This is a genomic window from Streptomyces sp. NPDC087263, from assembly GCF_044744645.1.
Taxonomy (GTDB): domain Bacteria; phylum Actinomycetota; class Actinomycetes; order Streptomycetales; family Streptomycetaceae; genus Streptomyces.
This window is the reverse complement of record NZ_JBIUYT010000002.1, coordinates 713,947-725,236: the sequence shown is the minus strand read 5'-3', so window position 1 is coordinate 725,236 and position 11,290 is coordinate 713,947. Positions and strand designations below refer to the sequence as shown.

Below are 11,290 nucleotides of genomic sequence, written 5' to 3'. Positions count from 1 at the left end.
GCCGTGCGGGTGCCGTAAGCGGGCCGGGACGCGCCATGTCGTCCCGGCCCGCTGCCGCATTTTGCGCCTAAACCGGCGCCGCTCTCGCGGACATGGTGCGCACCTCCTTGCGCCTAAACCGGCGCCGCTCTCGCGGACCGGGTGCTCGCCGTCGTGGTTCCTCAATTGATGGTTGTTGTGCTCTGTGGGATCTTTTCCGCTCAGGCCGGCTTGAGGGCGCGTCGTAGGAAGTCCACCTGGAGCAGCAAGAGGTTCTCCGCGACCTGTTCCTGTGGAGTCATGTGGGTGACGCCCGACAGGGGGAGTACCTCGTGCGGGCGGCCGGCGGACAGCAGGGCCGAGGACAGGCGGAGGGTGTGGGCGACCACCACGTTGTCGTCGGCGAGGCCGTGCACGATCATCATGGGGCGGGCCGGTTCCGCGGCGGCCACCAGGCCGTTGTCGTCGATCAGCGAGTTCGCGGCGTACACCTCGGGCCGGGTGTTCGGGTCGCCCAGGTAGCGCTCCGTGTAGTGCGTGTCGTACAGCCGCTGGTCGGTGACCGGGGCTCCCACGATGCCCGCGTGGAACACGTCCGGGCGGCGCAGCACGGCGAGCCCCGCCAGATATCCGCCGAACGACCAGCCCCTGATGGCGACCCGGGTGAGATCCAGCGGGAAGGTCTCGGCGAGCGACTGGAGCGCGTCGATCTGGTCCTGGAGCACGACTGCGGCCACATCGTCCTTGATCGCCTTCTCCCAGGCCGGCGAACGGCCGGGGGTGCCCCGCCCGTCCGCGACGACCACCGCGAAGCCCTGGTCCGCGAACCACTGCGAGGTGAGGTGCGCGTTGTGCGCGGCCAGCACCCGGGAGCCGTGCGGACCGCCGTAGGGGTCCATGAGGACGGGCAGGGGAGTGTCGCCGCGGTAGTCCGTAGGCATAAGCACGGCGCATGGGATTTTCCGTGCGCCCCCCTGTGTGAGGGTCACGCGTGGGGACAGACCGGGACTTTCGGCGTACGAGGTGATCGTCGCCGCTCGCTTTCCGTCGCGCAGTACCTGCACTCGGGCGCCCGGCCGGTCCAGTACCGCCGAGACGAGCACGGTCACGCCCCCGGCGCGCACCGCCGAGTGCACGCCTGGCTCCTGGGAGAGGCGCTCCAGGCCGAGCTCGTTGACCCGGTACACATGGACTTCGCCGGTCTCGGGCGCGGCCGCCGCCTCGCCCGCCGACGCCGAGATCAGCACCTCCTCGTCCGTCACGTCGAGCACTGCGCGCACGTGCAACTGCGGTCCTGTGAGGGGGCGTTCACCGAACGCGAGGACGCGCGCGCCACCCTCGTCGGCGATCCGGACGAGCTGCCCGGCGGGGCTCCAGCACGGCACGCCGGGGAAAAGATCAAGCCATTGTGGATCTTCGTCCGCGTGCACCATCCGGGTCACTCCGGTGTCCGGATCCACCGCCAGGAACAGCTGGCTCAACTGGTCCCGCGCCTGCACGAGAACCAGCGGTGCACCAGCCTCTGACCAGTGCACATGCGCCAGATACGGGTACCGCGCCCGGTCCCACACAACCTCCGTGCGCACCCCGTCGAGATCGATGACGTAGAGCCGTACGTCCGCGTTGGCGCTTCCAGCCGCCGGATACGCGACCTGTTGCGGATCGCGTTCGGGCTGTGCGGGATCGGAGATCCACCAGCGGCGTACAGGTGCGTCGTCGGCCCGCGCGACCAACAGCCGGTCCCCTTGCGGCGACCACCAGAAGCCGCGCGAACGCTGCATCTCCTCGGCCGCGATGAACTCAGCCAATCCATAGGAAACCGTCCCTGGTTCTGCCGAGGGCTCCGGCTCGGCGAGCGCCCGGTCGTTCTCGCCCTCGGCGCCGACAACTCGCAGGGCGCTCCCGGAGACGTACGCCACGAGCCGCCCGTCGGGTGAGGGGCGCGGGTCGATCACCGGTCCGGGGACGCGGAGTTCGCGTGCCGTGCCGGCCCGCAGCTCGGCCGTGAAAAGCCGCCCTGACAAGGCGAAAGAGGCCAACTCCACTGCCGTGTCGGTGGCGTAGCCGACGATCCCGCCACTGCCCTCGCGGCTGCGCTCGCGGCGCGCGCGTTCCGCCGTCGACAGGTGCTCCGTGACGCCCCCGAGCAGCGCCTGTGGATCGGCCGCGACGCGCTCCGTGCCGTCCGCCACGTCGAGCACCCACAGCAGATTCGCCCGGTCCGTACCGGAGCGGGAACGCAGGAACACCACGCGGGAACCGTCCGGGGCCACGGCGAAGGCGCGGGGCGCGCCGAGCGTGAACCGCTGGGTACGGGCGTGCTGTCGGGGGAAGGAGAGGGGCTCGGTCGTCATGCCCCGACCATATTGGCCATGCGCCCCCTTGTGCGGCCGTGCGCCGATCGATGCGCGCGTACGGATAGTTATGATCACTAGCGCTGTGTGGGTATGAACCCGCTGGCTGCTGTATGGATTTACCGACCCCTCATGTCCGACCCCCGTACCGGACCCGTGTCCCTGGGATCTTTGGAGGTGAACCGCCGTGGCACTCTCGATTTCGGCGGTGGTGCTGCTGGCGATCATCGTCTTCATCCTGGTGAAGAAGTCAGGACTGAAGGCGCCGCACGCCATCGTGTGTGTCCTGCTCGGGTTCTATCTCGCCTCCTCGACGGTCGCTCCCACGATCAGCGAGGTGACCACGAACATCGCGGGCATGATCGGCAGCATCAACTTCTGACCGCCCCCGTCCGACCGGCCAGGCTCTCCGACCGACCCCGACCCGCGCCCGCCGCAGCGGCGGGGCGGGCGCCTCGTAGGGTGGGTTCCATGACGGAACTGCCCGACCGGCGTCTGCTTCTGGTGCACGCGCACCCGGACGACGAGTCGATCAACAACGGCGCGACCATGGCCAGGTACGCGGCCGAGGGCGCCCAGGTGACGCTGGTGACCTGCACCCTCGGCGAAGAGGGTGAGGTCATCCCGCCGGGGCTCGCCCACCTCGCGCCGGACCGCGAGGGCGGGCTCGGCCCGTACCGGATCGGCGAGCTGGCCGCCGCCATGAAGGAACTCGGCGTCACCGACCACCGCTTCCTGGGCGGCCCCGGGCGCTATCGCGACTCCGGGATGATGGGCACCGAGCAGAACCGGCGCCCCGGCGCCTTCTGGTCCGTCGAAGTGGACGAAGCCGCCGGACACCTCGTCGAGGTGATCCGAGAGGCACGCCCCCAGGTGCTCGTCACCTACGACCCCGACGGGGGTTATGGGCACCCGGACCACATCCAGGCCCACCGCGTGGCCATGCGCGCCGCAGAGCTGGCCGCGCAGCCGTCCTTCCGCACCGATCTCGGTGAACCCTGGGAGATCGCCAAGATCTACTGGAACCGGGTCCCGCGTTCCGTGGCCGCGGCGGGGTTCGCGCGGCTTCGGGAAGCGCTGCCCGGACTGGCGTACGCGAAGTCGGCCGTCATCGACGACGTACCGGGTGTGGTCGACGACTCGGTGATCACCACCGAGATCGACGGAACCGCCCACGCCGCCGCCAAGGCCGCCGCGATGCGCGCGCACGCCACCCAGGTCGAAGTGGCCGAGCCCTGGTTCGTCCTGTCCAACGAACTCGCTCAGCCGCTGTTCATCACGGAGTACTACGAGTTGGTGGCGGGCGAGCGACCGAGGTCGCGGGAAACCGATCTGTTCGCGGGGATCGACCTGCACGAGCGAAAGGCGGGCGTGTGATGAGTACGACGGGACAGCGGGGGAGTGGGATCGCCCAGCCGCTGGCACTGCCCTCGGGCGGGCGCATCGCCGTCTACGTGGGACTTTTCGTCCTCGGCGCCGTCGTCGGGGCCGCCGGGGCGCTGGTGCAACCCGGCTGGTTCCCGGGCGGGTTGCTGCTCGCGATCGCCGGCGCGGCCGGGCTCTTCCTGGGCGGGGCACAGGGTGTCTGCACCAGAGCCGGGGCCGTCGTTCCCGCGGCCGGCTGGATGGTCGCCGTCATCCTGCTCACCGCCAGCCGCCCGGAAGGCGACTTCCTCTTCGGCGCGGGATTCGGCTCCTACCTTTTCCTGCTCGGTGGAATGGCTGTGGCTGTGATGTGCGCCACGCTTGGACAAGTACGGCAACCTGGCGGCTCCGCCGTCCGACTTGGCAAGTGACGTACCACTTCGCCGTATCCGGCAGGTGCGGGTCCCGTGGGGTTTTCCTTGGCGGGCGAGGTTTGCGGGCCGGACATGGCCAGTATGGTGGTGCGCGCCGCCGAGCTGCCCGAGATGAGGTCGAGTAAACGGGCGGCGGAGCCAACCGGGAGAACTTGCCTTGAGTCGTGAAACTGACAGTTCGTCCTCCGGGCCCAACGGGCGCGGTGGAGCCGCGTACCCGTCGGGGACGCCGCCGTACGGGACCCCACAGGCCACCGACAGCGGTGCTGACGCGGCCCGTTCGGCTGCCGGCACCCCTCCGGAGGAGCGCAAGACCGAGACCACGCTGACGACGCGGATCCGGATCAACATCCCTGGATCGCGGCCCATCCCGCCCGTCGTGGTGCGTACACCGGTCGCCGACGCGTCCGCCGACGGTGCCGACAGCCCGGCCGGTGGCGCGGAGCCACCGCGTGCCCTGACCTCCGGCGGCGGAGCGGCCACCTACATGGACGCTCCGGGGGGCGCCGCTCCGGCTCCCGCGGCTGCCGCCGCCGAAGAGAAGGCGAGCGACTGGTTCGCGCCGCGCAAGTCCGGTGCGCCCAAGGGCGGCCCGGGCGGCGGGTCCACCAACGGGGCAGGTCTGCCCGGTGGTTCGGGTCCCGGGGGCGGCGCCGGTCCTGCCGGGCCGCAGGGTTCGGGCGGCCAGGGTGCCGGTGGCGGCCGTCACAGTGCTCCCGGCGGTGCGCGTCCCGCCGGCGCGAACGGCGCCGGTCCGCAGGGCGCCCCCGGTGGCGCCCGGCCCGGCGGAGCGAACGCGCCCCGTCCCGGCGGTACGAACGGTGCCGGGCTGCCCGGTGCCACCGGCGCCGGACCTGTGGCACCCGGCCACGGTGGCGGCACCGGTTCCTTCGACGTCTCCGGAGCGCTCGGCAACACCGCCTCCTTCCCGGCGATCGGATCCGGCGCCGGTGAACAGCGGCGCGACGACCTCCCGTACTTCTCGGAGTTCCCCGACGACGGCCGACGCGGTCTTGGCCCCGGCCCCTCGGGGCCGACCGGTGGTCCGGTCACCGGGGACGGTCCGCTGGTTCCCCCGATGGGCCCGGGCGTGGCGCCGGGCAGTCTGGCCGCGGGGCCTGGTGGGCCGGGGATGAGGCCGGGTGGGCCCGGCGCGGGCTCGGGGTACCCCCGTGGAGGTCCCGGAGGTCCCGGAGGTCAGGCAGGGCCCCAGGCGGGCCCTGGAGGCCAGGCAGGTCCGGGAGCCTCGGGCTATCCCGGCAGCGGCCCGGAATACAACTTCGCGAGCGGTCTCAGCGACGACACCGCGATCCTCACGCCGCAGAAGCCGGCCCCCGAACCGGGCCTCGGCGGCTACGGCGGCGCCGGGGAGAACGTCTCCGGGCACACCCTGACCAGCGGCATCCCCTTCGTACCCGCCACCCAGAACTCCCCGTTCGGGCCCGGCGCGCACCCCGACGGACCGCTGCCGCACACCCCGCCGAAGCTGCCCGAGCCGGTCCAGGAGCCCGCGCCCACGGGCAAGCGGACCAAGAAGAAGGGCCGCAGCAAGCTGGTGCTCCTCGGCGTCGGCGTGTTCGTCATAGGCGGTGGTGCCTACGGCGCCGGGCTGCTGATGAACCACTCGGACGTACCCAAGGGCACCACCGTGCTGGGCGTCGACATCGGCGGCGGCACCCGGGACGACGCCGTCAAGAAGCTCGACGACGCCTTCGGCGACCATACGAACAAGGCGCTCAGCCTGTCGGTCGACGGCGAGACGGTCTCGCTCAAGCCGGACCAGGCCGGCCTCCAGCTCGACACCCAGGCGACGGTCCGCGCCGCCGCGGGCAGCGACTACAACCCCGTCTCGGTGATCGGCTCCCTGTTCGGCCAGGAGCGTGTCGTCGAGCCCGCGATGCCCGTCGACGAGGAGAAGCTCAAGGCCGCCCTCCAGAGCACCGCGGGCGGCTCCGGTTCGGCGAGCGACGGCACGGTCAAGTTCGAGTCCGGCAAGGCCGTCGCCGTGTACGGCAAGGCGGGCAAGGGCATCGACGTCGCGTCCTCCACGCAGGCCGTCGAGGACGCCTACCGCACGCAGGTGGAGACCGGCACGGCCCCGCCCGTTCAGGTCGCCACGTCCACCCAGCAGCCGACGGTCAGCGACGCCGAGGTCGACCGGATGATGAAGGAGTTCGCGGAGCCGGCGATGTCGGCCATCGTGACCGTGCAGACGGACGCGGCGCACTCGATCCAGATGAGTCCGCAGAACTCGCTGTGGAAGTTCCTCGGGGTGGCGGCCGTCGACGGCAAGCTGGTCGACAAGCCGAACCTGACCGCTCTGGAGGAGCTCTACGGTCAGACCTTCGACGGTGTGCTCATCACCCGGGCCAACGGCGAGAAGACGGCGGTGACACCGCAGGACGTCTACGGCGCCCTGCGCCAGGCACTGCTGAGCACGACCGACCGGGTCGCGGTCATCGAGACCAACCCCAGCTAGGTCCTGTCGTCACATTCCCGTCGTCGCCCGGAGGGCGGCCTCGCGGCGTCAGGGCCCAGCGGTCGCCTCCGAGAGGGCGCCCGGCCATGAACTCCCATGGCCGGGCGCCCTCTTGTCGTCCGCCAGGATCCGATCCCGAACGCCTGTGCCGGGCCGTATGACATCTGTCATCCCGGATGCGCGACAGGCGGCACTGCCGGTGGTGCCCCTCGCGCCGCCACGATGGATCACATGACAACGACTGCGACGGCCACCACCTCGGTGGTCGGGTTCGAATCGGTGACCAAGAGCTACGGCGGAGTCCGGGCCGTGGACGGACTGACGCTCGACCTGCACCCGGGCGAGACCGTCGCCCTCCTCGGCCCCAACGGCGCGGGCAAGTCGACCACCCTCGACCTGCTGCTCGGCCTCAAGCGGCCCGACAGCGGTGTGGTCCGGGTGTTCGGGGCGGGCCCGCGCGAGGCCATCGTCGCCGGCCGGGTCGGAGCGATGCTTCAGAGCGGCGGACTGATGGACGAGGTCACCGTCGGAGAACTGGTGAGGCTCGCCTGCGATCTGCACCCGAAGCCGTTCCGGGCCACCGACGTACTGGCCCGCGCGGGCATCTCACAGCTCGCCGACCGCAAGGTCAACAAGCTCTCCGGCGGCCAGGAACAGCGTGTGCGCTTCGCCCTCGCCACCGCCGGCGACAGCGACCTGATCGTGCTCGACGAGCCCACCACCGGCATGGACGTCTCCGCCCGCCAGGCCTTCTGGGCCACCATGCGCGAGCAGGCCGACCAGGGCCGTACGGTCCTCTTCGCCACGCACTACCTGGAGGAGGCCGACGCGATCGCCGACCGGGTGCTCGTCCTGCACCGGGGCCACCTGCTGGCCGACGGCACCGCCGCCGAGATCAAGGCGAAGGCGGGCGCGCGGCGGATCGCCTTCGACCTGAAGACCTCCACGGGTGAGGCCGGTGAGGTCGGTGAGGCCGGCGGGGTCGACGAGGCCGCGCTGCGGGCGCTGCCCTTCCTCACCACCATCGACATCTCCGGCCACACGGTCCGCATCCAGTCGACCGACGCCGACGCGACCGTCCACGCGCTGTACGGCCTCGGCGTCTACCCCCGCAACCTCGAAGTCGCCGGGCTCGGTCTCGAGCAGGCCTTCGTCGCCATCACCGCCGCCGAGGAGGCGAAGCAGAAGTGAACAGCCTCATCAAGCTGGAGATCACCCGCGCCCTGCGCAACCGCAAGTTCCTGTTCTTCTCGGTGATCTACCCCTCGGCCCTGTTCCTGCTGATCGCGGGCAGCGCCGACAGTACGACCGAAGTGGACGGCACCGGGCTCACCCTGCCGACCTTCTACATGGTCTCCATGGCCTCCTTCGGCGCCCTGACCGCCGTCCTGATGGGCAACAGCGAGCGCATCGCCAAGGAGCGGGAGAGCGGCTGGGTACGGCAGTTGCGGCTCACCACACTGCCGGGCCGCGGTTATGTACTCGCCAAGACCGCGAGCGCCGCCGTCATCAGCCTGCCCTCGATCGTGATCGTCTTCGTCGTCGCGGCGGCCGTGAAGGACGTACGCCTCGACGCCTGGCAGTGGGTGGTCCTCACCTTCGCCATCTGGGCCGGCAGCCTGGTCTTCGCCGCGCTCGGTGTCGCCATCGGCTACCTCGCCAGCGGGGACGCGGTCCGCCCGATCACGATGATCGTCTACTTCGGCCTGTCGATGCTCGGCGGCCTGTGGCTGCCCAGTACGACCTTCCCCGACTGGCTCCAGGACATCGCGAAGTGGCTGCCCACGCACGCGTACGCTGCTCTGGGGCAGTCCATCGAACTGGGCAACGCCCCGCACGTGACTGACCTCGCCATCCTCGCCGTCTCCTTCGTCCTGTTCGCGGGAGGCGCGGCCTGGCTGTACCGGAAGGACACGCTGAAGGCGTGAGCGGCGTCGGCATCGGGCAGCGCCCGCAGAACCGCAGGCAGAAGATGGTCAAGTCGCTGTGGACCGGCATCTGGCTCGTCTACCTGAGCGCGCCCGTCAGCGACCTGCTGAACGGCGGGCACAGCACCGGCGTCCGGATCCTCGGCTGGATCGGCCTGGTCGCCTTCGTCTGCTGGTACATGATCCTGGTCTTCCGTACCGGCCGCGGCGAGACCAACGCCCTGGTGCTCGGCTCCCTCGGAGTCCTCGCCGCCCAGTCGGCGGTCCTGTCCCTCACCCTGGGCCGGGAGTGGCTCGTCCTCTTCGTGTACGTCGCGATCGCGTCCGGCGCCGCGCTGCCGCTGCGTTGGGCGCGCTGGAGCATCCCGGGCAGCGCCGCCCTGCTGACAGCGACCGCCCTGGCCGTCCCGGACGGCACGGCATATCTGGGCGCGCTCCTCATCCCGGCGGTCCTCGGCGGGTTCGCGATGACCGGCGTACGTGAACTCGTGCGCACGGCCATCGCGCTGCGCGAGGCCCGCGCCACCGTCGCCCAGCTCGCCGCGAACGAGGAACGGCTGCGGCTCGCCCGTGACCTGCACGACCTGCTCGGGCACTCGCTGTCGCTGATCACGCTCAAGAGCGAGCTGGCCGGGCGCATGCTCCCCGACCACCCCGACAAGGCGGCCCAGCAGGTCGCCGACATCGAGAACGTCAGCCGCCAGGCCCTCGTCGACGTACGCGAGGCGGTCAGCGGCTACCGGCGGCCCCGGCTGGCGGGTGAACTCGCGGGCATGAGCGTCGCGTTGACGGCGGCGGGCGTGATCGCGGACCTGCCGGCCGAGCCGGACCTCACCGGGGTCCCCGAGGAGAGCGAGTCCGCGCTGGCCTGGGCGCTGCGTGAGGCGGTCACCAATGTCGTACGGCACAGCGGGGCCCGGCGTTGCGTGGTGGGGCTCGTGCGCCGTCAGACGCTGGACGGGCCGGTGCTCGAACTGTCCGTGGAGGACGACGGGGCCGGGCGCTCGGGCGGCTCCGTCGACGGGCCCGGCAACGGTCTCACCGGGCTGTCCGAACGTCTGGAGAAGGCGGGCGGGACGTTGGAGGCCGGGCGGGCACGGAAGGGGTTCCGGCTGGTCGCGCGGGTGCCTACGGGCGATACGGGCGACGCGGCCGACCAGCTCGACGGACCCGTAGGATCCGGGGCATGAGCCGCACGATCAAGGTCCTGCTCGCCGAGGACCAGTCGATGGTCCGCGAGGCACTCGCCGCCCTGCTGGGACTTGAGCCGGACATCGAGGTCGTCGCCCAAGTGGCGCGCGGGGACGAGGTGTTGGCGGCGGCGCGAGAGCACGACGTGGACGTGGTGCTGCTCGACATCGAGATGCCGGGCAAGACGGGCATCGAGGCGGCGGCCGAGGTCCACCGGGCTCTTCCCGGCCTCAAACTGGTCATCCTCACGACCTTCGGCCGCCCCGGCTATCTGCGCAGCGCCATGGAGGCCGGCGCCGACGCCTTCCTGGTCAAGGACGCCCCGGCCGCCCAACTCGCCGAAGCGGTACGGAAGGTACTCGTCGGCGAGCGCGTCATCGACCCCACCCTGGCCGCCGCCGCCCTCGCCGAGGGCGCCAACCCACTGACCGACCGCGAACGCGAGGTCCTGCGCGCGGCGGCCGACGGCTCCACCAACGCCGAACTGGCCCTCACCCTCCACCTCTCCCAGGGCACCGTCCGCAACTACCTCTCCACGGCGATCCAGAAACTGGCGGTGCGGAACAGGGCGGAGGCGGTACGGATCGCGAGGGAGAAGGGCTGGCTGTAGTGCCCCACAGGGGCGCGGGGAACTACGTGACCAGCCACGATGCAGGCCGCCGTCGCGCGACACGGCGGATCCCGCTACGGCGACCGGGCGACCTCAGTTGAGCATGGAACGCGCGGCGTGCGCCTGCTGCCGCACACGGTCCCCGGCCGCTTCATCCACCGCGGCCACCACATCCGCATAAGCGTCGAGCTCAACCGCCCCACCGAGGAAGTCCCCACGCTGGACAAGAAGTTGAGCCCGCTCGTACCGCAACCGAGCGGGATGCGACGGCAGCGCCAAGGACAACTCGACGGCCCACAGGGCCACATCGGACCGCTCGGGCCGAGCGGCAGCCCACGCACGGATGTTGTTCAGGATCCGCAGAACGACATCGAGCGGGTCGGCGGGAGAGAGCATCGCCGCGTCGAGCGGCGCCCCCGTCGCCCCCGCGACGAGCAGCTCCGCGTCGGAGCCGGTGAGCACGCGGCCGCCGTCGAAGGGGTCGGCGAGGATCTGCTGCTCCGGGGGCCCGAAGCCGACGACGAAATGCCCGGGCAGGGCGACGCCGTACACGGGCGCACCGGCCCGCCGTGCGACCTCCATCCACACCACGGAGAGCAGGATGGGCAGCCCGCGCCGTCGCCGCAGCACCTCGTGGAGCAGCGAGGAACCGAGCCGCTGGTAGTCCCCGAGCGAACCCCGGAACTCGCAGCGCCCGCCGAGGAGTTCACCGAGCGCGGCCGCCCAGGACCGAGGCCCGCCGGGCCGGAACGGCAACAGCCCCGCCAGCCGGTCCAGCTCGATCTGCGCCGCGTCCATGCCGGCCTGGTCGAGGCCGCCGTCCGCCGCGGCCCCCACCAGCAGGCACAGCACCGCCAGATCGGGCCGCTCGGCCCGTGCCTCCTCACCGAACCGCCGCCGCACCTCGGCGGCCCGCTCCGGCTCCGGGGGATGAGGCGAACGCATAGCAG

General features: G+C 71.5%; 10 protein-coding genes. 8 read left to right on the top strand and 2 right to left on the bottom strand.

Annotated features, from left to right (window positions below; translation table 11 throughout):
• Window positions 1-200 precede the first annotated feature (200 nt).
• A complete protein-coding gene (locus ACIPC1_RS08485) occupies window positions 201-2,333 on the bottom strand; it encodes a prolyl oligopeptidase family serine peptidase (protein ID WP_402514461.1) in 2,133 nt (710 codons plus the stop codon).
• 187 nt (window positions 2,334-2,520) lie between these two features.
• Between ACIPC1_RS08485 and ACIPC1_RS08480 the strand changes: the two genes are divergently transcribed.
• The 8 genes from ACIPC1_RS08480 (at window position 2,521) to ACIPC1_RS08445 (ending at window position 10,340) form a co-directional block, all read left to right on the top strand.
• On the top strand, window positions 2,521-2,715 hold the full coding sequence (locus tag ACIPC1_RS08480; RefSeq protein WP_384388679.1) for a hypothetical protein: 195 nt from the start codon (window positions 2,521-2,523) through the stop codon (window positions 2,713-2,715).
• A gap of 89 nt (window positions 2,716-2,804) precedes the next feature.
• Window positions 2,805-3,710, top strand: coding sequence for an N-acetyl-1-D-myo-inositol-2-amino-2-deoxy-alpha-D-glucopyranoside deacetylase (gene mshB, locus ACIPC1_RS08475; RefSeq protein WP_402514459.1), 906 nt, complete (start codon window positions 2,805-2,807; stop codon window positions 3,708-3,710).
• Window positions 3,710-4,129: a DUF6113 family protein gene (locus tag ACIPC1_RS08470; protein WP_402514456.1), complete on the top strand. Its 420-nt coding sequence runs from the start codon at window positions 3,710-3,712 to the stop codon at window positions 4,127-4,129. Before mshB ends, ACIPC1_RS08470 begins: the two co-directional genes overlap by 1 nt.
• A 160-nt stretch (window positions 4,130-4,289) precedes the next feature.
• Window positions 4,290-6,611: a hypothetical protein gene (locus ACIPC1_RS08465; protein ID WP_402514455.1), complete on the top strand. Its 2,322-nt coding sequence runs from the start codon at window positions 4,290-4,292 to the stop codon at window positions 6,609-6,611.
• Between the two features lie 231 nt (window positions 6,612-6,842).
• Window positions 6,843-7,802: an ABC transporter ATP-binding protein gene (locus ACIPC1_RS08460; RefSeq protein ID WP_402514452.1), complete on the top strand. Its 960-nt coding sequence runs from the start codon at window positions 6,843-6,845 to the stop codon at window positions 7,800-7,802.
• Window positions 7,799-8,539: an ABC transporter permease gene (locus tag ACIPC1_RS08455; protein ID WP_384392999.1), complete on the top strand. Its 741-nt coding sequence runs from the start codon at window positions 7,799-7,801 to the stop codon at window positions 8,537-8,539. The genes ACIPC1_RS08460 and ACIPC1_RS08455 overlap by 4 nt, the downstream gene beginning before the upstream one ends.
• Complete coding sequence (locus tag ACIPC1_RS08450) at window positions 8,536-9,729, top strand: sensor histidine kinase (RefSeq protein ID WP_402514449.1); 1,194 nt, start codon at window positions 8,536-8,538, stop codon at window positions 9,727-9,729. Before ACIPC1_RS08455 ends, ACIPC1_RS08450 begins: the two co-directional genes overlap by 4 nt.
• Window positions 9,726-10,340 (top strand): response regulator transcription factor, encoded by a 615-nt coding sequence (locus ACIPC1_RS08445; protein WP_402514447.1) that lies wholly within the window; start codon window positions 9,726-9,728, stop codon window positions 10,338-10,340. The genes ACIPC1_RS08450 and ACIPC1_RS08445 overlap by 4 nt, the downstream gene beginning before the upstream one ends.
• Window positions 10,341-10,433: 93 nt before the next feature.
• On the opposite strand, the gene ACIPC1_RS08440 is transcribed toward ACIPC1_RS08445, so the two are convergent.
• Entirely contained in the window at window positions 10,434-11,285 is an 852-nt protein-coding gene (locus ACIPC1_RS08440) for a tetratricopeptide repeat protein (RefSeq protein WP_402514446.1), read from the bottom strand.
• Window positions 11,286-11,290: the final 5 nt, after the last annotated feature.

What these genes read in the sequence shown, in the direction of transcription:
- ACIPC1_RS08485 (WP_402514461.1), bottom strand. Translation starts at nt 2,333, where the DNA reads ATGACGACCGAGCCCCTCTCCTTCCCCCGACAGCACGCCCGTACCCAG.
- mshB (WP_402514459.1), top strand. Translation starts at nt 2,805, where the DNA reads ATGACGGAACTGCCCGACCGGCGTCTGCTTCTGGTGCACGCGCACCCG.
- ACIPC1_RS08470 (WP_402514456.1), top strand. Translation starts at nt 3,710, where the DNA reads ATGAGTACGACGGGACAGCGGGGGAGTGGGATCGCCCAGCCGCTGGCA.
- ACIPC1_RS08460 (WP_402514452.1), top strand. Translation starts at nt 6,843, where the DNA reads ATGACAACGACTGCGACGGCCACCACCTCGGTGGTCGGGTTCGAATCG.
- ACIPC1_RS08445 (WP_402514447.1), top strand. Translation starts at nt 9,726, where the DNA reads ATGAGCCGCACGATCAAGGTCCTGCTCGCCGAGGACCAGTCGATGGTC.
- ACIPC1_RS08440 (WP_402514446.1), bottom strand. Translation starts at nt 11,285, where the DNA reads ATGCGTTCGCCTCATCCCCCGGAGCCGGAGCGGGCCGCCGAGGTGCGG.